This is a genomic window from Bacillus coahuilensis m4-4, assembly GCF_000171615.1.
Lineage (GTDB): Bacteria > Bacillota > Bacilli > Bacillales > Bacillaceae_K > Bacillus_T > Bacillus_T coahuilensis.
Genome location: NZ_ABFU01000068.3, coordinates 1 through 25,127, shown reverse-complemented (window position 1 = coordinate 25,127; position 25,127 = coordinate 1). Strand labels below are relative to the sequence as shown.

Here is a 25,127-nt window from a genome sequence, read left to right as displayed (position 1 = left end):
GGGAAGCAATCCTTTTAAAAACTAACCCCAAGAAATCGAAGCCCAANAACCCTTGAATATTTATGAAAAAATAACTTTCTCGACAAGCTGAGCCATTGAAAATGGYTCTTTCTCTCTCATTTAATGTATCTTTTTAATTGAATCTTTGTAATTGAAGTATTCTTTCCGTGCCTTGCTCTCTTAACCGCTTATTCTCTTCTTCAATAGCCTTTGTTTCTTGTAACCCCTTCACAATGGTGTTCCATGATTCTTCAATGGTTTCGATTTGAATACTAGGGCGGCCAGCTAATCTCGCGATTTCCGTACTTTGATTAGAAATATTCTGAGCATTTTTTAGTAGCATTTCATTTGTGCGACGGTCTAGCTCAGATAACGATTCTGCCACAAGCTTTTGTCTTTTGGCAGAAACTGCTTGGATTATACCATTCTTAAAAATAGGAATCGTTGTAATAAAGGCAGAATTTATTTTTCCTATCAGCTTTGTGTTGCCTCTTTGTAAAAGGCGAATTTGCGGGGCTGTTTGAAGCGCAACCATTCTAGCCATTTCAAGGTCATAAACACGTTCTTCTAAAGTTTGCAAACCATTCATCACCGTATTTAATTGTAGCTGTGCCATTTGATCACCTGCAGAGGCTCTTTTTTCTAACTCGGCTGCATCCGTCTTTATCTCTTCAAGCTTTAAACTAGCCGCTACAATATATTTCTCTAAGTCCATATAATATTGAACATTATGCTCATACATCTCATCTAATGTTAAGGTTGATCGAGTCATTTCATCCTTGTATTTAGATATTTCAATATGAATCTTTTCAATTTCTTTTCCTAATGTCTGATACTTACCAAAGATTTTTTCAATCATTTTTTCGTCTTTTTTTGAATAGCTTCCCAAAAACACCTTTACTTTCTTCAAAATCCTTTTTATCAAACTTGTCCATTAATTGTCCAAGCTGCTTTAACATCGTTCCTGAATCTGTCATACTAGATGATTTCATCGTAGAGAGAATTCTGTCTGAAAATTGACTAACTTTAACAGCAGGTTCTTTCCCAAATTCTAAGAGCTCCATTTGATTTCTTACATCTACTTGCTTAGATAGTTCCTGCACCTCAGGGTCTCTCTTTAGTTCTTCCCGAATATCCTTTGCATTTACTTCAGTAATTTCTTTATCTTTTATTACAGATACGTTCGGATCCATTGTAACCTCTCCCTATTTTTTAATGGATTGTATAAATTTCTTGAATACAGACGGCTCTTTATACTCTAGGTTAAATACCATCTCTTCTAACCAATGCGTGTCAAAAGCCTTTGATGAAATATATTGTTCAATGCAGTTATGACCTGGGGGATTGTATAGAATAATATCCAGACCAATTTCGTTTACTAATAATAACAGGGCAGCATCAGAACGAGATAGCTTACCATTAATCTCTGTATTATATAGGACTAGCTTCGGGACTTCTTGTGAAAAGTCAAAGGTTTGAATACGATTCACTATGTTTTCTGGAAGCTGAATAAATTGAGCAAACAAATATAAAGCTACGTCATTATTACTCTCTCCTGATAAAGGTAGTAATTTGTCTCCTTCACATGTCCGTTTGATACCATGAGCAATTGCTCTTTGTGTTCCACTGGGCAAATGACGGTATTGCCACCAGCTACTATTCATCATTTTATCCGGTGAAAGCTTTCCATCCTTATCTAACGCATGTTCATAATGGAATTTCTGGTTCACTTTACTTTCAACCGTGTAAGGAAAATACTTAATGAAATAAGAGGATTTCATTTCTACTAAACTTTGCAATCTGCCCCAATATTCTTTCGTATTGGTAGAAACACCCATTATTTTAGCAAACACATTTGGAATGGTAACGTCCATAGAAGACGCTTTAAAGTTTGGACGAATGTAGGCAACTTCCTTTGAAAGTAAGAATAATTCATCATACGTTGTCTTAAGTGTGGTGTTCATTGGAATATGATCTCTAAATTGCCAAGGCTTATAAAGCATGGATTCTTCATTATACAAAACTGTTTCCATTTCTTTCGAAGCACCATAAGCAACGGTACCACTTCGTTCAGGTTTTTCTTTTGGAAATGGTTCAATCTCATGTGTGGTAGGTAATGTTAAAACGTTCCCCCACTGTTTGTCTCCTGCTATACCTGTTAAATCGTCCTTTCCTAGAGGGTGGTAATGAACGATATCGCAGCCTAATTGCTTACACAAATATAGGAAATAGAGATGACTTTTGTTCAAGTCTCCATACCAGACTATTTTAGGCATCTCCTTGTTTTTGATGGATTTTTCAAACCAAGGGTAAAAGTGATTCCACATCCATTTAATTAAATCCAAGAAGACTCTCCTAAAATCTCCATGCTCAAGACCGCTTCTATGGTCTTCTTCAAACTGTTTTAACGTTTGAATAAAACTTAACCGTACATGTCGGTGATAACCAGGACTCTCAAAGTCTGGTAGTAGTCGTTCTCCGTCTAAAAAGGCTACTAGTCGATTAACACTTAAACTTTTTTCCTGTTGTTGAACCATATAAATTTTTTGAACACCTTGAAAATGCTCAGGAGAAATGGACTTGTCTAACCGTTCACTAAGTATATGAACATTTTCGTTTAAAGAAAGTTCATATAGAGACGTAAGATAATCCGTTTCATCAAACGGAGTTCCCATTACCCTAAGTAATACTTGCGGAATAGTAAATAGCGTTTCTTCAACCTTTCCTCCTCTGTCTTTGAAGGCAGGGAGAAAAGGCTCTTTCCAATTAGGATCGTTGACCTGATGGAGCTGAATATGCACTTCCGAATGATTCATCTCATCACATCCTTCTGACTAAAACTAATCGTTTACTTTTTAATTTATGTCGACTAACTTCTTTTCTAATGTAACATGAACTTCATCTAAAATCTGCTCAGCTACTATAATTCCTTCTTCTTTTGAAATCTTTAAGCTTGAATCATATTGACAAACCTCTCCGTGTTTAGGTGCTATCGAATGAGTTCCTTGGCGAAGCATATCATAATCCAACAAAGAATCACCAGCAGTAAAGACTGTCTCTACCCCTAAGATATTGGCAACATATTCTACTGCATTCCACTTACTAATGACTCTTGGAACAAGATATAACTTTCTCCCTTGCAACGACAGCTGCCATCCCCATTTTTTTGCATGCATTTCTATCTCTTGCTTTGAAATAGTGTCTAGTAAATCCCTTTCAATGATGCAATATAGAAACCGATTTTCTGCACGATTCACTTTCTTTAGCCATGGTGCATTTAATTGAAGAATATAGTGTTCAACCATTTCAATAGAAGCGCACTCCATTAATTGCTCTTCTATCATTTTAGTCCAATCTTTCATTTCTAGACCCTTGTACAGAATTTTAGCTCCGTTTGTCGTTATACTGTAAGTGGGTTCAATTTCTTTTTGGAATAATGAAATACGTCTAAATTGTTCTTCCGTACGCGTAGTGACAGGTACAAATAAAGCTTTTGAATGAAAATCCTTCAAACGTTCAATCGCTTTCTCTGTCATATACGAAATATCCTTCCCATTTAACGATTCAATGAGTCGAACAGAAGCACTTGATGGATAAAGCTCTAGCATTCTCTTTGAATAGATTAACGTACGGTCTAAATCACTCGCAAATAGTATCATATTCCCTCATTCTCCACCTTCTTAATAATTCCACAACTGGAATAAATCATAGTTGGATACAACTCAACAGGAACTCCTTTTTCTTTTGCTAAAAGATAGATATGAGTTAAGTTAGGGTCTTCTAAAGATTTAACGAGAATCTTCCATGGCACTCTCCTTAATAGAACCCTAGTGGTCTCACCAACTCCTGGTTTAATAAAGTTCAGCGAGTTAATGCGCATTTCTTCTCGAATCTTATCTACTGAAGTCCACCCTCTAAAGTCAGCTGCTTCTTCTCTACTATTATTCTCAAGAGCCTGATTAATCTCGTATTGAATCGTAGGAAATTCTGCGCAAATTGTGTCTACAAACATATTGGAGACATCTTTTTTTTCTTAAATCACGGTAATATTTAGCTCCGTGATAATCATCCTTGCCTATCCAAGTATCATTAAGAACGGTTCGACTTACTAAACCTGACACAGTAGAGTTTAAACAAGCACTCGGAATTAGAAAATCTTCTCTAGTACCATAAAGAGTAGAGCAATATCCAGGATCCGCCAAAACAGCTAACTCTGAAGAATAATTGGTTCCTTCTTTCCTATTAAACCGATCAATAGAGGTTGAAAGCTCTTTCGTAATGGCACCTTTTCCTGTCCATCCGTCGACAAAGACAATATCTTTCGTAGGATATCGATTTTGTATAGTTCGAAGAGCATTTTCATCGATTCCTCGCCCCCGTATAATGGATATCGTATAATGGGGTACATCAACATGTAATACGTTATTCAAATATCGTTTAATGCAAATACCAACAGGTGTTCCTGCTCGAGCAAGTGACACAAGAACAATAGTATGACCTCTTTTCTTTAGAATTTGTTCAGCTACAACTCCAACTGCTATCGCAACTTTTCTCTTTGACGTATTTAGAGCTTTATAAAATAATTCCATATATTCTTCTGAAGGTTCATATTCAATTGGAAGCATTTCAGAATAGTGAATACCTTTTTGTATAGACTCTTCCCGTTCTTCCGTACTTTTTTCTATAGGAATGGAAGATAAATCTTTTAATAAAAAAATAACAATCTGATTGAGAGTAACTGCCAAATCTACTCATCTAACTCACTCCTTTTACGAAACATACACCACATGAATATGGTGAATCCCCTTGTTGTTTAGGTAGGATAAAAGTTGTTGTAACGACTCCTGCTCCGTTCTGCGCTCAAAGAATAAAAAGGCCTCTTCATAAAAGTTTTGAGGAATATTATACACGTGATGAATCACATCAGGATCTTCAGGGTTTTGAAAAGTAAACCTCTCTTTTATACTGTAGTCCTCTCTCCTTTCAGCATAAATCGGTGATCTAGTCGTAGAGTGATAATAGATATGGTCTCCTAGTAAGGTAGCGATTTTCATAGGAATGTACATAAATTCACCAGTACCTAAGCATAAAGCGTTCCCATTTGACCGATAAGGCTTTATTTGTTCAGCAGCTGTTTTTATAGACAAATGATTTTTTTCATCTAGACCAAATCTACCAGTCTCTTGGATAAATGGAGGTTGATAGCGAGTAAAGTGGCTAGTAATATCAATTTCTTTATATGGAATAGCCTGCTCTTTCGTTTCAATGAGTTCATTAAAGTCTTCGAGAGAACTCCCTTGATAAGAAAATTCACCTGTAATAAGCGAAACACATTGAATAACTATTCCTAATTCTTTTCCAACTCTTGAAAGCTATAGAGATTCTCTTGTGTACGCCAATCTAAAATACTTAGGACAATATACTGCTTTCTTGGAAATCTTTCCTGAAGACTGCGAATGATATTAAGAGTTGTTTTCCCAGAAGTCATCTCATCATCTACAAGAATAATAGGTTGGTCCTTTCGTTGGAAAAGTTTCTCATCTCCGTAACATATCTGGTCAACCGCATGAGAATGTTCTTCTTGAAAGGTAATAGTTGGTGTAAGGCCAGGGATTGTCTCCCTAGTCGTGTGGATAAAATTCGCATTTGAAAATGCATCAAACACACCATGACCTAGCGCCGTCGCTGTTTCAGCAAAACCAATGATTAAACCACCGTTTGGTAGGTGAACTTTTTCCCGTCTTCTAAGATCGATTGCATATGATGTCTATTACTTGAACGAAATGCTTGCACAATTTTATGTCCTTCAGCGTTCCCCTCATCAATCCAATCGTTTAAAGTCGCAAGTTGATAGACTAGAAGTTTTGACATTAATAAAGGAATTTCAGGTGAAACGGCTAGATGCTTACCAAGAATGTTGCTAACAAATAAAAAGGCTCGCTTTTTGTTCATTCTAGCAGCCATCTGAAAGAGCTCTTCAACTTCTAAATGAAAAGGGTTCTTTTTTATTGAAATGAAAACGCGCAATTGATCAAAAAGCTGAAATTGGTGAGAGTTCGCTGAGTAAGTCGATATAGCTGTGTTTTTCATGATACACCCCATAAACCTTAGATTTCATTAACGTTTTTTCTGCCCAACGTTGATGTGGTTTTATTTCATTCATTTTATTACGATATGAACTGGATATAACACCAAACTCATTATGATCCAAGATACTGCAGGCATCTAAGTATTCTTCCATAGAAACAACCTGTAAGCTCTGCACGATAGAAATATGAGAAGGGTGAATGACTGTCTTTCCATTAATTCCATTTGTGATATCTAATAATGTCTCTTTAATTAACCCATCAATATGAGAACTGATCAAATGGGTGCGAAATTTCTTTCCCTCTTCACCTAGGTCATGAAATGGTGATTCTCGTAGCTGTGGTTTTAAAATTCGGTCGCTAGTACCGAAATACTCCCATACTGGACCCGATATCACGAAATGTCTTCCTACTATATTGATGATGTCTGCGATCACTTCTCTTATGATGCTTACATCATAAATAGTAGAATGCACGTTCCTTCTTATTCCAAATAAACCACAAAAATCAGTTGCCCCAATTCGAACATTTAATATTCTATCTTTATATTGTTCTAGTAAGTCACGGATAAACAACAAACTTTGCATTCTCGTTTCTTTATACAAAACATCGGGGGTTTCAATAATTGGCATCCCATATAAGACCGACTCGTATTGTTCGTTTAATTTAGCAAGTGTGTGACAATACTCTTCTGCCACGCTACCCGAAAATTTTGGAAAGGCAAAACCTGCTAACCATTTAAGGCTATCCTCTAGCTCTTCACATAGAATAGTCATTTGTCTAGGATTTCTTACTCGAATAAAAATTAACGGAATTTCACTTTCAGTGATTTCATTGCGTTTTAAAGCACCGGCTAGCTTATTCATATGAAGGACAATATTGTCTTCCCCCAATTTCACTTCACTATCTTTTATACTATCTTCCAGACAATAAATAACGGTACTTAATTCTTTGTACTTTTTGGTTAGAATGACACTTGATAGATCAGATCGAGTGGATGGCATATACAAGGCTGCTCCAACTGCATAGGCCATTTGCTCTTTCGGAGAGTGTTTCGTCACGGCGAGGGGTTCTTGAAAAAAAATACCACTTCGTTGCAACTCAGTTAAATAATTAAAATGCTTCAATGATGGCACTTCCTTTAAATGTAGGTACGTGATATGTAAAATGAAGGCTGATCCACTAGTAAAGGATCAGCCGTATTCTTGATATAATAACTTAGCCTACTTGTAGACCAAAGTCTGTTGCGATTTTCGCTAGGCCACCTTGATAACCGCTACCAATAGCTGAGAATTTCCATTCTCCGCCATGACGATATAATTCACCCACAACAATTGCTGTTTCAATTGAGAAATCTTCCCCTAAGTCATAACGAATTAATTCCTCATTAGACTGTTCATTGACTACTCGAACAAAAGCGTTGGAAACTTGACCAAAATTTTGATTGCGATTTTCACCATCATGGATGGTTATAACAAATGCAATCTTTTGAATAGTAGAAGGTACATTGGATAAATCTACGATCACTTGCTCATCGTCACCATCACCCGCACCCGTTAAATTATCACCTGTATGTACGACACTTCCATTTCCACCTTCTCGTTGATTGTAGAAGATGAAGTCTTTATCTGATGCGCATTTTCCACTTGCATCTAATAGAAACACACTTGCGTCTAAATCAAAATCATTTCCTCCATCATACTTGTTCGTATCCCATCCTAATCCAACTAGAACTTTTGTAAGTCCTGGATTGGTTTTTGTTAAATCTACTTTTTGCCCTTTTGCTAAACTAATTGCCATGTTCATCTTCCTTTCCTATTTCATTCTTTTTTATTTGATGCTATTGATAACGTGCTACAATCTGCTGAAGTCCTGGATCAGTTGTTCCATTACCTACGGCTCCAAACTTCCACTCACTGCCGTGACGATAAATTTCAGCAACCACTAAACTTGTTTTCCCACTGTAATTATCGGTTAGGTTGAATTTTACGAGCTCTTCGTTGTTTGCTGCATTGACTACTCGAATGAAAGCATTTTGAATCATGCCAAAGTCTTGATTACGTCTAACACAATCATAAATGTTGACAACAAACACTAGCTTGTTGACAGAGGCAGGTATTCTTGGCAAATCAATCATAATTTGTTCGTCATCTCCCGCTCCGTCTCCTGTTAAGTTGTCACCAGAATGAACTACACTTCCATCTTTACTCTTAAGATTACCGAAATAAATCAGATTACTTTTACTAACAAATTTGTCATCTTCAAGCATTAAGACACTGGCATCACAATCTACGTTAGGAGTACTTCCACCCATTAAACTACCAAAGAAACCCGATTTCTTTTGAGTTACAGGATCCCATCCTAAACCAACTAAAATTTTCGTTAATCCAGCATTTCCTTTTTGTTAAATCAATTCTTTGACCTTTTTGTAAAGAAATAGCCAACATCTTCACTCCCTTTTCTATCCTTATGATAACAATGCTTTCATTTTTTCTCTAGTAAGATATACGATTGTACTATGAAAAAGTTTCACATTACTTTCAACTCTCAGATTGAGTAAATTTATAATGCAATATCCTTTTCTAGGTGACTAAATTTCAGCCCGTAGATAGGAGTAGGCACATATATATCTTCTTCTAATAGTAGTTTTAGGGCTAAATAAGGATAATTGATTCCACTATAACAGCTACTATGTAACCCTCCACTCATTCTAGGATTAATCTCAAGTAGATATGGCTCGTCCCCTTTATATTTTACTTGAATGTTATAGATATAGGGTAACTGAAACTCTTGTTGAAATTCTTTTGCTAATTCTAATAGCTTAGGGTTTGAAAGTAACTCTCTAATTCGCCCATCCCCTTTTTTCCGAGGAACTGCTACATATAATGTCGAGGAATCTCCTAGGCAATCAATGCTATACTCAGGTCCATCTAAGTATTCAATGACCATAAGGGGTTCAAATTCTTTATTTTGTTTTAATATTTCGATTGCATGCTGATATGGAATGCGGTGATTAATCCCTTTGGTCAATAATTCTTCTACGGTTGGAATGTTTTTACTGATCACTCGAAAACCACTAGCGCCTTCTCCTATGATAGGCTTAAAGCATAAAGAAAGGCCTTTGCTTGATAATTCTTCATAAGCATGTTGAAATTCTTCAACCGTTCGGACGATACGATATTCTGGTATTTTTATTAAACCTTTCTCAATGAGCGATGATTGTTCAAAAGCTTTATACGTCTTTTCTTTGTTATCAAACACATCCATTAATTCATGATCAGGACATACTAACACTTTTACTCCCAGTTCATGAAAACGCGATAACGACTTAGAGATCAAAACATTTTCTTTTCGAGGGATAAACACATCAATTTGATTACGTTCACAAAATGATAGACAATACTCAATATATTCTGCACCATGAAGATGAGGTTCTACTTCACTTACATCGCAGAATTTCAAGTAAACTGCATCAGGGTTGGGATGTGAACCATAAATAGTCAATTCACGCTTGTCCGGGTTATCTCTTAAAAGCTCTATATAATGTGATACGGTTGAAAACCATCGATTAAACCAAATATTCATCGCGACACTTCTCCTTACTTCGACTAATACTACAATTTCTACTATAATTTATTTCCATATAAAAACAAAATATTATTATCTAAATAGTAGTATTTTTCTAACACATTAATCTAATTGAATTTACATAAACTTTGGAACAAATCCAATGTTCCTACGTCCATACTTTGACTATAATAGAGGTAGAGCTGATGATTGATAGAAGGAGATGCCACATGGATACAATGACTACATTGCAAAATAAAGTACAGGATTTAGAACAGGAAATTCAATTCTATCAAGATCTAGTAAGGGAACTACCCATTTCATTTCATTATGAACACCCTAAGCTTGGAAAAAAAGCAGTAAAGTGTAAAACAATTGAGATTTCGAATATTGAACCAAGCAATAAACCGACGGTGTTAACGATGGATTGGAAATTAGAGGAAGAAATCCAATACGTTGAAACGTTTTACAACCCATTTTAGACATGGTCCCTCATCATATTATGTTTATTAATCGTAACGGACTCATCACTCTTATGAACACACAAGTTGCTCAAGACTATCAAATCAATCGAAATGATTATATTGGAAAACATGCTAGGGAATTATTAAAAATTAAAGACGAAAGCATCATAGTGCTCGAAACATTAAAAACAGGTGAACCCATTGTGAATAAAGAAGTATTTGATAAGAATTATGGCATAATGAACACCCATGTGATTAGAAGTGCTGAAGGAGAAATACAAAGAGTAATTGGAATTTTTCACTTTTTAAATGTGATTAAATCCGCTGAAAAACAGGCATTAGCCGGCCGTATCGCAGCTGGTATAGCACATGAAATTAGAAACCCACTCACAACGGTTAGAGGGTTTCTCCAATTACTTCAACCCAGAATGGATGAAGAAATATCGGAATTGTTCAGCTCACTTCTTATCCCTGAAATCGATCGAGCAAACACCATAATTAAAGATTTCCTTCAAATCGCAAAGCCTTCTGATAGTTCATTAGAAACAATTGAAATTAGTGAATTTATAAAGAACTATTTAGGGAATTTTCTGCATTCAGAAGCACTATTACATAACTTTGATTTAGAATTTGTCATTGACCCCCTTGCAGAAGGCAAACTTTTTGTAGGAGACAAGGAAAAACTATTTTCAGTTTTCTTGAATTTATTCCAAAATAGTAAGCAAGCAATGACAAAAGGAAAACTTTCTATTCAAATTTTGGCTAGTTATGCAAATAATTGTCTCCAAATTTTTTTTATGGACAATGGTCCAGGTATACCAAAAGAGATTGTCACTCATGTTTTCGATCCATTCTTTACAACAAAGGATGAAGGAACTGGATTGGGCCTTTCCATTTCTCGGAAAATTATTGAAAATCACGGTGGATCACTAACGATATCATCTATTGAAGATGGTACACAATTTATGATAGAACTTCCTACCGTAATAAAAAAAAGACTGACGTTTGTCAGCTTTTTTGTTACTTCTGTTTGACAGATAAGATATATTCTTCAATCACCTTTGCTATTCCGTCATTCATATTTGTATCTGTAACCAGATCTGCACGTTCTTTAATGTCTTCAGGTGCATTTCCCATCGCAACACCTAGACCTGCAAATTCAATCATCGCTAAATCATTGTAGCTATCACCAAAAGCCATAACCTCTCGTTGCTCGATTCCAAGCTTTTGAATGAGTGTATGTAAGCTTGTCCCTTTCGTTACATCCGCTTCAGTAAACTCCAAAAAGTATGGCTTTGAACGCATAACGCTAAGTTCACCATGTAGACGCTCTTGAAGTTTTTTTTCAATCACTTTTAGCTCTTCTGGATTTGTCATCATGAGTAACTTCACTACAGGTTCATTCACACTTGAGACAAAGCTCTTCACTTCGCGAATATTCATTCCTGTTAACTCGCCCTCAATGTCTGTAAATTCATTCATACTTTCAGTAATGATTTCGTCCCCCATGTAGGTATGAATATGAATCCCTTCCTCTTTACTGATATGATACAATTTTTCCACAGTTTCAACAGATAACGTACTGCTGAATAGTTCTTCCTCTGATTCACAGTGAATAATCTTCCCTCCGTTAAAAGATAAAATGTAGCTGCCATACTGATGAAGAAGAAGTTCTTTTGCAATTGATCTCATACCATAAGTAGGACGTCCTGATGCCAATACCACTTTTACTCCCAAATCCTGCGCTTTCATTAATGCTTCTTTTGTTCGTTCCGAAATGGTGTGGTCATCTCGTAATAGTGTATCGTCTAAATCTAATACAATCATTTTGTACATTGAATCATGCCTTCCTTTCTTTTCTCTACCGCTATTTTACTATAACTTTTAATATGTGTAGCAGATATTAACTATTTCCTTTTCCTTACAAGCCACATAAACCATTTAAACAAGTACATATTAGTCATGTATCATATCTTAAAGGAGGATTCCAATCATGCACAATCAAATCAATCAGCAGCCCCAACAAAACATGTCTCCCACTAGCATTCCACAGCGAGGCGGACATGAATTATTCGATTCTCATGAAATCATTGCGACATACATTAATATTCTGGATCAATATTTACTATTTGATCAACATATACAAGATCCAGTCCTGAAAGACATATCAAAAAGGCAACAAACTTTTATCACTGACCTGTATAACATTACGGTACAAGCATTTAAAACCGGACAAAACCACAGCATGAAACAAAAACGTATATGATGAAACAGGACAACGGAGCGACATACGGGATTCAACCATCTCAACCTAAAAAACCAAATTCATCCGTTACAGAAACTAAAGATGCAGGCCTTTCTGCTTATATGCTCGGATTAATTAAATCGACAGCTGGTCTTTTAAGTGTATCTGCTTTAGAAATGACAAATCCTGTATTACGAAGAGTAGTAGCAGATAGCGTCTCTGACTTCATTGAAATGGGCTACGAAATTTTCTTATATCAAAACCAAAACCAATATTACCAAGTACCAACTCTTAGTCCACAGGATGCGGCAACTATGCTAAACAGCTATACAACCGTACCAGTTCCAGTTATGCCACCAAACCAAAATAATCAACAAGTACACTAAAGAACGCAGGTGGTTTCTGAATAACCCTCTTAGATAGCCGAAGCAAAACAAGAAAAAACCCTTTGGAGTCAAAGGTTTTTCTTGTTATTCTGCAGGTGCTGCTTCAGGAGTTTCAACTGCTTCTTCTGATTTATCTAAATAATTTTTAATATCATGCTTTCCTTTAAGCTCTTCAATCCAGACTGGATATTCCTGCTGTTGCTTTTGCTGCTTTATTGTTTCACGAACTTCTTCTTTTACATCTTCAAGTGTTGCTTCTTTTGCTTCTTGCTTCTCTTCTACTTTAATAATATGGTAACCAAAATCTGTTTGAACTGGACCTGTAATGCTACCTACTTCAGCACCAAAGGCTGCTTCTTCAAACTCAGGTACCATCTGACCTTTACCGAAGAATCCAAGGTCGCCTCCTTGGCTAGCATTAGACGTATCTGTTGAATATTCTGCAGCAAGCTCTGCAAAATCTCCACCTTCATCCAATTTTTGTTTCACTTCGTTAGCTGTTTCTTCATCTTCTACCAGAATGTGGCTAGCTTTTACTTGTTCTTGTTGGTCGAAAGATGCTTTATTTGCATCGAAATATTCTTGGATCTCTTCATCTGTCACTTCAATACGGTCTTCCATCAACTTATTGGAATAGATGAATAATGTTATATCATCTTTCACTTCATCTAAAGACATACCGCTTGCTTCAATTTGATTAGTAAATGCTTCTTCTCCACCATACATGCCGTATAGTGTTTCTAATTCTTCATTTATTTCTTCATCAGATGCTTCAACGCCTTGGTCCTTAGCTTCTTTCATAATAAGTACCTCAGAAATCATCGCGTTAAGAGTGGCACCTTGATCTTGTTCTACTAAACGATCATATAACTCTTCTTTAGAAATCTTTTCACCGTCTACTTCTGCAACTGTTTCTCCACCTTTAGAGAAAGACATAGCGATGACTACTGCTAAAGCAATCACAGCAAGGATACCAACAGTAATCCCCACCCACTTTGCTGTTATTTTTTTTCTCAGGAGTGCTTACATTATTTTGTTCCACTGATAAATCCCCCTAGGTTGTTTTATTTTTCATTTTCCTATCATATCGTAAAAATATGAACAAACTATGAAGAAGAATGAAAAAAGATTGATTTACATATTCCTATCACATTATACATGTTTCCATATGGTTTTTAATAGGGTTATGTAAAATTTTACACTAAAATCACTATCATTATGATACTCATAGGGATCAAATATACTATCCCTCACTCTAATGAAGCTAGAGAATAGAGTAAACGTAAAAAAGACCGAATGTCTAATTTCGGCTTTTTTCTTCTACCTCAATATAGATTGAGCCATGCGAATATACGTATGACGTTTTCCTCTTATTGCAACAGAATAGTGATAAATATTCTCTGGGATGGCGATCCCTGTAAAACCAGCATCCCCTATATGATGAAGATCTGCCCCGCACATTTTGTTATAGAGAGCTAACATCCTTATCGTTTCTTCGGATGCTCCTTCTTGACTTGTGCCGATTGTTAGCATTGAAAGAATATGTTGGTGATGAATAAAGTCGACAAGAGCCTTAACATCATCTACTGTATAACCAGGTACCGTACCTGGTGCAGGCAGAAGAATAACATCGGCTCCAGCAACTATATATTCTTCTATCTCTTTTTGAGATTGCTTTCCTTCATAGACCCCTGCCCCGTGCATCTTTCCTGCGAAAATTAATGCATCTTTCCCTACTATTTTTCTTGTTAACTGAATACCCTCTACTAGACTATTATGCGTTACACCTGACTTTGGATTACCGGTTAAACAAAAAAATACAAACCCGAGTTCTAAAGCTTTTTTTATTGATTGAACGGTACAAATTCTACCACTAGGCACTTCTGTCAATGTTTCCATTCCATCTGCATTTTTATCTACCGGCTCTAAATTGATACCAATAGGCCTTCCTACCATTTCCTTTAGCTGAAGTAGATGAGACCCTTGTGTATTTTCCATTCCATTCACTACTGGGTTATTTACATCAAAGAGATTACACAGTACTAGATCCGCCCCAAAGCTACAAGCTAATTCCGCATTCGTAACATCGGAATATACAGGCGCTGTACTTAGGATCACTTCAGAAACAATGACCCGCCCTTCTGATGCGTGTATACTACCTTTTAATTCTTGCCCTGACATTTTTCTGAAATCTGATGCTCTGCAGTCTAGTAGCCTTTTCATCCCTTTCCCCCCTACCACTATCTTTGCTTTTTCATCTCTTCTCCTAAAAACTCTACATTGGTTCCGACCACCACTTGTACTTGAGTCGAGCTTAATTTCACAAGCCCTTTTGCTCCTAGTAATTTGAGTTGAGATTCCTTAATTCGATCAGCATCGCCGACTTCAAGTCGCAAGCGAGTCACACAATAATCAATACTCTTCACGTTTTCCTTCCCGCCAAGTGCTTCAAAATAATGAATAGCTTTTCTCTCCATCCCTTGATCACTTTCGGTAGATTCATCAAACTCTCCCTCAATGAGTTCTTCTCGTCCAGGGGTTTGTAAATCGAATTTGATAATAAGGAAATAAAAGATGACAAAATATAAACCAGCAAAAACAATTCCTTGAACAGCAAGCAGTAAAGGATATTGCGCTATATTAAAGTTTAAGAAATAATCAATCGCCCCAGCAGAAAAGCCAAAACCATGATGAACGTCTAACAAGTAAGAAACAGACATGGACACCCCTGTTAACAAGGCATGAACAACGTATAAAAGCGGTGAAAGAAACATAAACAAAAATTCAATGGGCTCCGTAATACCTGTTAAGAAAGACGTAAAAGCCGCACCAAGAAGCATCCCTGTTACCGCTTTTCTTCTTTCCTTTTTTGCGGCCGCAATCATTGCGAAGCAAGCCGCTGGCAGACCGAACATCATGATTGGAAAGAATCCCGCCATAAAGATACCCGCATTTGGATCTCCAGCAAAAAAGCGGTTAAGGTCACCAGTAGCACCTCCGTACTCACCGAACACAAACCATACTAAACTATTCAAAATGTGATGGAGACCAATTGGAATCAATAATCGATTGAGTGTACCAAAAACTCCTACACCTAATGCGCCCGCCTCAACAATCCATTCACCAATACTGTTGATTCCTTCTTGAATGGGTGGCCAAGCATAACCAAAAACAGCGGCTGCAAGAAGCATAACCAATGCAGTAATAATAGGAACAAATCGCCTACCTCCAAAAAACCCTAGCCACTCAGGAAGTTTAATCGTATGGAATTTGTTATACAATAACCCTCCTATCACCCCAGAAAGAATTCCTCCTAAAACAGCCATGTTATTTGTTTCGTCAATTGCTGCTGTACCATATGTTAGAACAAAATAACCCACGGCACCTGCTAATGCTGCGGAACCGTTATGGTCCTTAGCGATTCCTACCGCCACTCCTATCGCAAACAATAGAGCTAAATTTCCAAATACTGCATCGCCTGCAGCAGCCATAAATGGAATATCTAACAGATCCTCTTGCCCTAATCTTAATAGCAAAGCAGCAGCTGGCAGTACAGCTACAGGAAGCATTAACGCCTTCCCAATTCTCTGTAAAAAGCTAAGCATAGAACATCCCCCCTTTTTTTCCAGTAGCCTTTAATTAACTATATGATTTCTACCTATCTATACATGCTAGATTGAAGAAGAATTCTTTTTTGTAGAGTACAATAAATATCTATAAGGGTATACCACAGCTCGGAGGTAGATTTTATTCTATAACAATTAACTTTTCTGTTGATTCAATGAATGCAAGCTAGTATTCGATTAATGTGAATTCATCAATACCAGTCTCAGTAATCAATAGAGATGTTGATTCAGGATCAAACCAAAATGTATTTAAAAACTTGGAAAATTAATATATATAATAAAACCCCTAAAGAGATTCACGGTCTCTTTAGGGGTTTTGATTAATACTATTTATTTTGTCTTTTATTTTTTAATAACTAGTTGAACGACATAAGAGGTTCCGTGATGTAGAAGCCCTTCATATCGTTCAGTTTCACCTACAAAAAAGTGTAACATTCTAAATTGCTTTGCCCATTTAAGGAGTTCGTTACTATCGTATAGCCAATTCACATCTTTCGGTCCGCCTGTTTTATATGCAAGCTGCTTGTCTTCATAAACCTCTAGTAAGAAAATACCACCTGCCTTGATGGAATTCATAATTTTGTTCAACACATTATATTGGCGATTCTTAGGGAAATGACCATATACCATTAGAGCACCATCATACGCTTCACACAACAATTCATCTTCTAGTAAATCAACAAGCTTTGTGTCAACAGTAAGGTTATGGAGCTTACCAAGTGCGATTGTTTTATCTAACCCAGACCGTGCATAATCATAGGCTGTGACCTTATGACCCAAAGAAGCGATATGTACAGCATTTCGTCCTTCACCTTCAGCATAGGCAGCTAAGGATGAATTTTGTTTAAATCTATAGCATTCATTTTTAATGAACTCGTTCGCTTCAGTTCCATAGACGTAATCCTTTTGCTTAAAACGTTGATTCCAACTATTCAAAATTACTTCCTCCTTTACGCACATTTATTTAATTTGAGTAAATCATAAATAATTCGAACAAAAAAATAAAAGAACTTTCTGGTACCAGAAAGTTCTTCCCTATGGAGCATAGCGGGATCGAACCGCTGACCTTTTGGCTGCCAGCCAAACGCTCTCCCAGCTGAGCTAATGCCCCGTGTATAGATTGGATAATTAATATTTTAATAACTCCCTTTTCTATTGTCAATTTAATTTTATGAAAATGTAACCTTACATTCTCTTCTTACGTCTACTTCATGAAAACAAAAAAAAGAAGGGGGCAATGAACATGAAAGGCATATGGTGGTGGACCCTTGGGCTTGTAATGATTAGCGTATGTATTCTAGGCGCTCTATATTTAGTTGTAAAGCCAGCAACCATTATTGAATCAAACAGAAACCCTATTGCGATAACGACTGGTGAACCTACCGTTGTGCTGAACGATAAGGTTTGGACTATCCGATTCTCTAAGGAGATTGATTCTTCTACTATTACAAATGAAACCATTCACGTTCAAGATAAAAACGGAGACACTGTAGACGTTACACTTGAAATTGCTGAGGATCGAAAATCAGTTCAAGTCCTTCCTCCAACCACGGGATATGATACTACATTATCTCCTTATGAATTAAATGTATCTACTATTATTGAAGGAAGCAATGGCTGGAATACACGTAATTCTCCTACACTATCATTCGTGACAGTTCCAACACTGCCTCTGATTGAAAGCGATCAGGAATTAAAGAAATATTTTACAAGCATCACGAAACAAATGAAGGAAGAAAAGCGAAGTCTGTGGGGAGAGGAAACTCTTGAAACTGCTGAAAGTAATGAGCAATCAGCAGATAGTTCCGCCTTGAAGCAATCTTCGAATGACTACTCAGAAACCAATACTCAAGTGTCTGGTGTAGATGAAAGCGATCATGTCAAAACAGACGGGAACTATCTTTATCGTGTCCAAGAAAACCAAGTGGTCATTTTTGATATTCGGGATCGTGAAAATTTACGTATAGTCAGTGAAATACAAGAAGATCCAAACTTCCAGCCCGGAGAACTCTACTTAAACGGCGATCAATTGATTGTGACTGGATACAAGTGGGATGAAGAAAATACTGTAAAGGCAAGAGATGAAATCTATCATTATTTTCCTTGGCACTCCTACTCAAGTATAAAAATATATGATATAAAAGATCGAAACAAACCGACTCTACTTCGAGATATAGCGTTAGAAGGACATCAACTCTCTTCTCGAAAAGTAGATTCTACTCTCTATATTGTCTCCTCCTACTATCCTGACTTATATTACTATGAAGAAAATATGAATGTAGAATTACGTCCATTATTTTCTGATTCTAAAATAGGCAGCGAACCACAGCCAGTTCAATTTGATAGCATCCGATACGTTCCAGAAAGTCAGCAACCTAATTTTATTACGATTATGGCGATCGATTTAATCAATATGGATACACCTGTTGCCACACACAGCTATTTAGGTGGTGGAGAACAGCTTTATATGTCTAAAGAAAACCTTTATGTAGCCGTTTCTAACTATCAAAATATAAGAGAACCATCTAGCTGGTCTACTATTGATTCAGAAATTTACAAGTTTCACATTGATGGAACAGATGTTACCTATACCAGCATGACACATGTGGATGGAACGATCTTAAATCAATTCTCAATGGACGAATACAAGGGAAACTTTCGTGTTGTAACGACAACAGGTTTTGCTTGGGATGAAACCTCCCCTTCTGCCAATCATCTTTATATTTTTGATCAAAACCTCCAGCCACTAAGTTCCATTGAAGATTTAGCAAAGGGTGAGCGTATATATTCAGCAAGATTTATGGGAGATAAAGCTTACATGGTCACCTTCCGAGAAACGGATCCCCTATTTGTTATGGACACGAGCGATCCCATGAATCCTAAAGTACTTGGAGAATTAAAGATTCCCGGCTTTAGTAATTATCTTCATCCATATGATGAGAATCACCTGATTGGATTTGGCTATGATACTACATTGGAAACAATAGAAGGAAGTAAGGAACCCATTGTGAGGCAAGGCGGGATGAAAATATCCTTATTTGATATAACCGATTTTTCAAATCCTATTGAAAAAGACACTCTAGTGATTGGTGGGCGAGGAACGTATTCAGAGCTTCAATACAATCATAAAGCTTTAATGCACCACCCGTCTCATGACTTATTTGCATTTCCTATTTCTATATACGAACCGGTAAAAGGCTCTCAATATGAGGATCAGCTAGAGTTTCAAGGTGGACTGGTCTATACCATCACTCCAAAAGAGGGAATACAAAAAGAGGCAGAAATTATTCACGTGGAAGGCGAGCTCTTTCAATATGGAGAGTGGGAAACTGAAATGCAACGCTTCCTCTATGTTGGGGATACCCTCCTCGCTCTCTCCAATAATAAGCTGAGCACTCATGATATAAACACCTATTCCATCCTTGATGAATTGGAATTTTAAGCTTCAGAAGGCAGCTGTTTAGCTGCCTTTTTTGTTTAGATACAAGGATTCTCGACCATACTGTTCTTAAGAATTGAAAAGGACGGATCATCATGTTTGAACACGTGTATCATTATTTCCTTCGCTGGCCGCTAGTTTTGCGGATATTAATCATTGCTGTGTGTGCTATCTGCATTTCAGGAATAACGATAACATTAGTGGAACCCGAAACATTTCCAACGATAGGAGATGGCTTATGGTGGGCGATTATTACTGCTTCAACGGTAGGATATGGAGATTATTTCCCTATTACTTGGAGCGGACGAATCATTGCCGTGTTATTGATATTGATGGGAGCTGGTTTTTTGTCTACATACTTTGTTTCACTGGCAGCTTCTGCGGTCAAAACTCAAAATGCACACCTCGAAGGAAGAAGACATTTTCACGGAAAGAAACATGTCATCATTATTGGATGGAACGAGCGTGCAAAAGAACTAATTGATCATTTATCTTCCCTAGATAAATCCACCATCATCATGCTCGTAGATGCAACACTAGAACGAAACCCTTACAATGATCATCATATACATTTTGTCAGAGGGGTTCCTTACATTGACGAGACCCTTCGGAAAGCCAATATTCGTGAGGCTGATATTGCGGTCATTACTTCTGATCAAAATAAGAATGAAATTCACGCCGATATGAGTTCAGTCTTAACTCTTTTATCCATAAAAGGTCTTAACCCCAATTTGTATTGTGTAGTAGAAATTTTAACAGAGCAGCAAGTAGTTAATGCTAAACGCGCTGGAGCAGATGAGGTGGTTCAAACGAACAAACAAACGAGTTATGTACTGTTAAACAGTATAATCTCCCATGGAATGAGTGGCGCTATTTTAACCATGCTCGACAATTTAAAAGGCAGTAAAATTCGCTTAATGGAAGCTAAGCCTGAATGGTATGGCTACACCTTTCAACAGCTTAACGCTGAATTACTTGAAAAGCATATTTTGTTGTTTGGAATTAAAAAAGGGGAAGATACCTTTGTCAATCCCCCGCTACATAAAAGAATCTGTGAAAACGATGAGCTGCTAATTCTAGAAGATTAATGACGAGCACTCTATCTTATTCACGGTCCAATAGATTCTCAATTTCTTTTATATGCTGTTTGCCTATTTCAATGTACTCTTCAGGAAAGGTAGCATCTTTATCCTGTGGCTCTTGAAACTGGTTAAAACTTGCCGAAATATTCCCAATCATCGCATGGTCATCTAATCCAACTTGATACTTATGTGATAACAAAAAAGGTGTACCAAATTGAACCGTACAACCAGGAGAATCCAGCTGTCCATCTACCGATTTAAATGGAAGACGTATAAATTGATATCCGACTTTATCATCCATTTTATAATCAAAATACCCATGATCATAGTCCCAATTGCTCCCAATACTAAAGCCGAGGGGCTTTAATTTTTGTTCTAATTCGTAAAGTGTATACGCCTTACCCTCTAGTTTCGATTCAATTTCAATCATGTACGTTCAGCTCCTTTTTTGTAGTATGTCCGTTGAATTTGGAAAACATGAGGGAAAGTAGTAGAGTTGTGGTGATTTTGGTTTTAGTGTTAGGGTGCTGTTGGTTGTTTGGAATTTCCGTCTGTGGGGGCGATATTTGTCTGTTTTACGACTAGATCCCGCGCCTTTGCGTTTTTCTCAGGTCCAAAACGAATTCCCGAGCTCGTTTTACCTCTACCTGCCCTTCGACGACCTCTCCTCGTCTAAATCTTCTCTCCCTACCAACCTTCACCCAAAGCGCTCCTCTCCACTCCTCCCAAAAAATACAAAAAACAAAGCAGCATACCCACGGGGCATGCTGCTTACAGAATACTAATTATTTTAGTCGCTTTTCAAGCTCTGCTTTTTTCTCTTCGAAGCCTGGTTTACCAAGTAGGGCAAACATGTTCACTTTGTATGCTTCTACACCTGGTTGATCAAATGGGTTAACCCCAAGAAGATAGCCGCTCATCGCACATGCTTTCTCGAAGAAGTAGACAAGGTACCCAAATGTGTAGGCATCCATGCGTGGGATTTCTACGATTAGGTTAGGTACGCCGCCGTCCGTGTGAGCAAGTAACGTTCCTTCAAATGCTTTGTTGTTGACGAAGTGCACTGTTTCACCTGCAAGGTAGTTAAGTCCATCAAGGTCGCTAGCTGCTTCTTCGATTGTCAGCTCATGACGTGATTCTGACACTTTTACAACCGTTTCAAAGATGTCTCGACGGCCTTCTTGTACGTATTGACCTAGAGAATGAAGGTCCGTTGAGAAGTTAGCGGATGATGGATAGATTCCTTTTTGATCTTTCCCTTCACTTTCGCCGAATAATTGTTTCCACCACTCTGCGAAATATTGTAGGCCCGGCTCATAGTTAATAAGCATTTCGATTGTTTTACCTTTATTGTATAAAAGGTTACGAACGGCTGCATATTGGTATGCTTCGTTTTCTGAAAGCTCTGAGCTGCTGTATTCCTCACGAGCATACGCAGCACCTTTCATCATGTCTTCAATATTCACACCACTCACGGCAATTGGTAATAATCCTACTGCTGTTAGGACTGAATAACGTCCTCCGATATCATCGGGTACAACGAAAGTTTCGAAGCCTTCTTCTGTTGCTAATGTTTTTAGTGCACCTTTTGCTTTATCTGTTGTTGCATAAATACGTTTGCAAGCTTCTTCCACTCCATATTTTTCCTCAAGAAGCTTACGGAAGATACGGAATGCAATCGCTGGCTCTGTCGTTGTACCTGATTTAGAGATCACATTGATAGAGAAATCTTTTCCATCAAGTAAGTCCATCAAATCTTTCATGTACGTAGAGCTAATGTTGTTTCCTACAAAAAGTACTTGAGGTGTTTTACGCTTTTCACCAGGCAATGCATTGTAGAAAGAGTGGTTTAGCATTTCAATGGCCGCACGGGCTCCAAGGTATGAACCACCAATGCCGATAACTAATAATACATCGCTATCTTCTTTAATCTTTGAAGAAGATGCTAGAATACGGTCAAATTCTTCTTTGTCATAATTAATAGGAAGGTCGATCCATCCCAAAAAGTCGTTTCCTTGCCCAGTACCTTCATGTAAAGAATGATGGGCAACTTTTACCAAATCATTTAAGTATGTAATTTCATGTTCTCCAAAGAACGACAACGCTTTTGAATAATCAAAACGAATATGTGTCATGGGTTTCCCTCCAATACGTTTTCACTCTTTCACTTTATCGAATAGGGACAAGATAATCAAGCGAGTACCTCAGAGGTAAGCGATTACATTGTGAAATATTTCTTACTTTTACTATTCCCCATAAAAAAGAAAGCCAAAATATATTTGGCTTTCCCTATCTCACTTAAAGACTTGCTTTTAATATTTCTACAACGTCTTCTTTACCTAGCTTATTGAAGTTGCCAAATTCACCGTACACAATTGTTTTTTCTGCCATTTCTTCAATACGGCTATCGTCAATATCATAATGGGCTAGGCGATTTGGTGCACCTAATGATGTCCAGAATGCGCTAAGCTTGTCGATTCCTTCTAAGGCTACTTCTTTTTCTGTTTTACCATCTGGATCCACTCCAAACACACGAGTTGCAAGCTGAGCAAAGCGAGATGTGTTCACATCTACGTTATGACGCATCCAGTTAGGGAAAAGAATCGCAAGACCACCTGCGTGAGGAATATCATAAACAGCTGAAACAGCGTGCTCAATGTTATGAGTAGCCCAATCTCCGCGGTAACCCATTTGCAGCATACCATTTAACGCAATGGTACCAGAGTAAAGAATGGTTTCACGTAGCTCATAATTTTCAAGATCGTTAATTAGTATAGGAGCTGCTTCCATAACCGTTTGTAGGACACTTTCACACATTCTATCTTGAAGAGGTGTGTTGGATACATTATGGAAATATTGCTCTAACACGTGACTCATCATATCGACCATTCCATAAATCGTTTGATCTTGTGGAACAGTGAACGTATTGACTGGATCTAAAATGGAGAATTTAGGGAATGAAAATGGGCTTCCCCATCCATATTTCTCGTTGGTTTCCCAGTTGGTAATCACACTACCAGCATTCATTTCAGAACCGGTTGCTGCTAATGTTAATACTGTTCCAAATGGAAGTGCACCAGTTGCAGTCGCTTTACGGGTTATAACATCCCAAATATCTCCGTTAAGTTTCGCTCCAACCGCAATGGCTTTTGTACAGTCGATGACACTTCCGCCACCAACAGCTAGGATAAATTCGATTCCTTCGGTTTTACAAATGTCAATTCCTTTATGTACAGTTGTTAGACGCGGGTTTGGTTCTACTCCCGATAATTCAAATACCTCTGCACCGATTTCTTTTAATTCAAGCATCACTTTATCATATAATCCATTACGTTTAATGCTTCCACCACCATACACAACTAACACTTTGTTACCATATTGAGGGATTTCATTCTGTAACTGTTCTAATTGGTCTTTCCCAAAAATTAATTTCGTTGGATTGTAAAACGTGAATTGTTCCATTTTTCATCCTCCTTTATTTACCCTTACATTATGTTTGATAGGAATAGTATTTGCAAAGGAAGTGCCTTCATGAATATTTTTTTAAACAAACCACATACTATAGTAGACCCAAGTAAAAGGAGGAATGACCATGAGTGCTATTCAACGTATTGCACTAGTGTTAACCATTGTTGGGGCAATTAACTGGGGCCTAATTGGATTTTTCCAATTTGACCTAGTAGCAAGTTTGTTTGGTGGTCAGGATGGACCGTTAGCTAGAATTATTTACGGTTTAGTGGGGATAGCTGGTCTTATTAATTTAGGTCTCCTATTTAAGCCATCAGAAGAAATCGTTCGTGAACCCGAAACGGAAGTATGATAAATAATAAGGAGGGTGTCCCAAAAGTATAATCTTTTGGGAACACCCTCTTCTTTTTTCAACAAATGATCATCATTAAATAAGCCCAGTTGATTTCCGCGAAAGGTACTCCATTCTCCAGGGCGGAGGTGAGCCTCCTCATAAAATGCTGCGCATTTTATTCGTGCGGTGAAAACTCGAGGAAGCCTATTCAGAGTCCTCGGGTAAGCCCTGTGGGGTCTCACCTTTTCCGCTATTTCCCTCTGGAGTCTCGCACCTGTAGCGAGAATCAACCTAATCAAAATGAACCGATGTGAAAATTCTAAAATAATAATAAAAAAGAGGTGCCTCAAAAAAATCGTCTCTTAACGACCTTTTGAGTCACCCTCTACTTGTTAACCTAAAAGTTTTTTTATTATTTTAAATCCATTTC

21 protein-coding genes, 1 tRNA gene and 4 pseudogenes are annotated in these 25,127 nt (G+C 37.4%); 6 read left to right on the top strand and 20 right to left on the bottom strand.

From position 1 onward, the window contains the following. Nucleotides 1-133: 133 nt before the first annotated feature. The 11 genes and pseudogenes from M44_RS24320 to M44_RS18475 form a co-directional block, all read right to left on the bottom strand. Nucleotides 134-1,064, bottom strand: a pseudogene (locus tag M44_RS24320) (toxic anion resistance protein). A gap of 141 nt (nt 1,065-1,205) precedes the next feature. Continuing rightward, nucleotides 1,206-2,816, bottom strand: a complete 1,611-nt coding sequence (locus M44_RS18520; RefSeq protein ID WP_010176066.1) for a YceG family protein — start codon at nt 2,814-2,816, stop codon at nt 1,206-1,208. A 39-nt stretch (nt 2,817-2,855) separates the two neighbouring features. Further along, a complete protein-coding gene (locus M44_RS18515; protein ID WP_010176064.1) occupies nt 2,856-3,659 on the bottom strand; it encodes an HAD family hydrolase in 804 nt (267 codons plus the stop codon). Next, nucleotides 3,656-4,755: pseudogene (locus M44_RS24315) on the bottom strand (cysteine protease StiP family protein). The gene M44_RS18515 and the pseudogene M44_RS24315 overlap by 4 nt, the downstream one beginning before the upstream one ends. 14 nt (nt 4,756-4,769) lie before the next feature. Then, nucleotides 4,770-5,189, bottom strand: coding sequence for a TRSP domain-containing protein (locus tag M44_RS26555; protein ID WP_272941218.1), 420 nt, complete (start codon nt 5,187-5,189; stop codon nt 4,770-4,772). 158 nt (nt 5,190-5,347) lie between these two features. Then, the gene (locus tag M44_RS29195; protein WP_272941217.1) at nt 5,348-5,704 is read right to left on the bottom strand and encodes a phosphoribosyltransferase domain-containing protein; all 357 of its coding nucleotides are present in this window, start codon (nt 5,702-5,704) and stop codon (nt 5,348-5,350) included. A gap of 2 nt (nt 5,705-5,706) precedes the next feature. After that, the gene (locus M44_RS29190; protein ID WP_272941215.1) at nt 5,707-5,964 is read right to left on the bottom strand and encodes a phosphoribosyltransferase domain-containing protein; all 258 of its coding nucleotides are present in this window, start codon (nt 5,962-5,964) and stop codon (nt 5,707-5,709) included. Nucleotides 5,965-6,031: 67 nt separating this feature from the next. Continuing rightward, nucleotides 6,032-7,213 carry an HpcH/HpaI aldolase/citrate lyase family protein gene (locus M44_RS18490; RefSeq protein ID WP_010176062.1) on the bottom strand — a complete coding sequence of 394 codons (1,182 nt, stop codon included), beginning with the start codon at nt 7,211-7,213 and terminating at the stop codon, nt 6,032-6,034. Nucleotides 7,214-7,304: 91 nt separating this feature from the next. Beyond that, entirely contained in the window at nt 7,305-7,886 is a 582-nt protein-coding gene (locus M44_RS18485) for a TerD family protein (RefSeq protein ID WP_010176060.1), read from the bottom strand. A gap of 40 nt (nt 7,887-7,926) precedes the next feature. Then, nucleotides 7,927-8,530: pseudogene (locus M44_RS24305) on the bottom strand (TerD family protein). Nucleotides 8,531-8,648: 118 nt separating this feature from the next. After that, a complete protein-coding gene (locus M44_RS18475) occupies nt 8,649-9,671 on the bottom strand; it encodes an ATP-grasp domain-containing protein (protein WP_010176057.1) in 1,023 nt (340 codons plus the stop codon). Between the two features lie 212 nt (nt 9,672-9,883). Here M44_RS18475 and M44_RS25650 point away from each other — a divergent pair, with 212 nt between their 5' ends. Both M44_RS25650 and M44_RS24300 read left to right on the top strand, forming a co-directional pair. Beyond that, entirely contained in the window at nt 9,884-10,135 is a 252-nt protein-coding gene (locus tag M44_RS25650) for a hypothetical protein (RefSeq protein ID WP_010176055.1), read from the top strand. Between the two features lie 20 nt (nt 10,136-10,155). After that, a complete protein-coding gene (locus tag M44_RS24300; protein ID WP_237705346.1) occupies nt 10,156-11,151 on the top strand; it encodes a two-component system sensor histidine kinase NtrB in 996 nt (331 codons plus the stop codon). Here M44_RS24300 and M44_RS18465 read toward each other — a convergent pair. Continuing rightward, nucleotides 11,138-11,953 carry a Cof-type HAD-IIB family hydrolase gene (locus tag M44_RS18465; protein WP_010176051.1) on the bottom strand — a complete coding sequence of 272 codons (816 nt, stop codon included), beginning with the start codon at nt 11,951-11,953 and terminating at the stop codon, nt 11,138-11,140. The genes M44_RS24300 and M44_RS18465 overlap by 14 nt on opposite strands. 157 nt (nt 11,954-12,110) lie before the next feature. Here M44_RS18465 and M44_RS24295 point away from each other — a divergent pair. Continuing rightward, nucleotides 12,111-12,748 (top strand): annotated as a pseudogene (locus M44_RS24295) (spore coat protein). Nucleotides 12,749-12,832: 84 nt separating this feature from the next. Here M44_RS24295 and M44_RS24290 read toward each other — a convergent pair. The 5 genes from M44_RS24290 to M44_RS18435 form a co-directional block, all read right to left on the bottom strand. Beyond that, nucleotides 12,833-13,738, bottom strand: a complete 906-nt coding sequence (locus M44_RS24290) for a peptidylprolyl isomerase (RefSeq protein WP_010176049.1) — start codon at nt 13,736-13,738, stop codon at nt 12,833-12,835. 330 nt (nt 13,739-14,068) lie between these two features. Further along, nucleotides 14,069-14,971: a DUF7916 family protein gene (locus M44_RS18450; protein ID WP_029326975.1), complete on the bottom strand. Its 903-nt coding sequence runs from the start codon at nt 14,969-14,971 to the stop codon at nt 14,069-14,071. 17 nt (nt 14,972-14,988) lie between these two features. Continuing rightward, a complete protein-coding gene (nagE, locus tag M44_RS18445; protein ID WP_010176045.1) occupies nt 14,989-16,353 on the bottom strand; it encodes an N-acetylglucosamine-specific PTS transporter subunit IIBC in 1,365 nt (454 codons plus the stop codon). A 363-nt stretch (nt 16,354-16,716) separates the two neighbouring features. Further along, nucleotides 16,717-17,310 (bottom strand): class I SAM-dependent methyltransferase, encoded by a 594-nt coding sequence (locus M44_RS18440; protein WP_010176043.1) that lies wholly within the window; start codon nt 17,308-17,310, stop codon nt 16,717-16,719. A gap of 102 nt (nt 17,311-17,412) precedes the next feature. Then, nucleotides 17,413-17,485: transfer RNA gene (locus M44_RS18435), tRNA-Ala, on the bottom strand. Nucleotides 17,486-17,617: 132 nt separating this feature from the next. Between M44_RS18435 and M44_RS24285 the strand changes: the two genes are divergently transcribed. Next, nucleotides 17,618-19,816, top strand: a complete 2,199-nt coding sequence (locus tag M44_RS24285; RefSeq protein WP_010176041.1) for a beta-propeller domain-containing protein — start codon at nt 17,618-17,620, stop codon at nt 19,814-19,816. A gap of 92 nt (nt 19,817-19,908) precedes the next feature. Continuing rightward, nucleotides 19,909-20,901: a potassium channel family protein gene (locus M44_RS18425; protein WP_010176039.1), complete on the top strand. Its 993-nt coding sequence runs from the start codon at nt 19,909-19,911 to the stop codon at nt 20,899-20,901. Between the two features lie 16 nt (nt 20,902-20,917). Here M44_RS18425 and M44_RS18420 read toward each other — a convergent pair whose 3' ends face one another. The 3 genes from M44_RS18420 to M44_RS18405 form a co-directional block, all read right to left on the bottom strand. Further along, nucleotides 20,918-21,325, bottom strand: coding sequence for a YugN-like family protein (locus M44_RS18420; protein ID WP_010176038.1), 408 nt, complete (start codon nt 21,323-21,325; stop codon nt 20,918-20,920). A gap of 355 nt (nt 21,326-21,680) precedes the next feature. After that, the gene (locus tag M44_RS18410; RefSeq protein WP_010176034.1) at nt 21,681-23,030 is read right to left on the bottom strand and encodes a glucose-6-phosphate isomerase; all 1,350 of its coding nucleotides are present in this window, start codon (nt 23,028-23,030) and stop codon (nt 21,681-21,683) included. Between the two features lie 163 nt (nt 23,031-23,193). Further along, the gene (locus M44_RS18405) at nt 23,194-24,357 is read right to left on the bottom strand and encodes an iron-containing alcohol dehydrogenase (RefSeq protein ID WP_010176032.1); all 1,164 of its coding nucleotides are present in this window, start codon (nt 24,355-24,357) and stop codon (nt 23,194-23,196) included. A gap of 130 nt (nt 24,358-24,487) precedes the next feature. Between M44_RS18405 and M44_RS18400 the strand changes: the two genes are divergently transcribed. Further along, a complete protein-coding gene (locus tag M44_RS18400) occupies nt 24,488-24,715 on the top strand; it encodes a DUF378 domain-containing protein (protein ID WP_010176031.1) in 228 nt (75 codons plus the stop codon). The last annotated feature ends 412 nt before the right edge of the window (nt 24,716-25,127 follow it).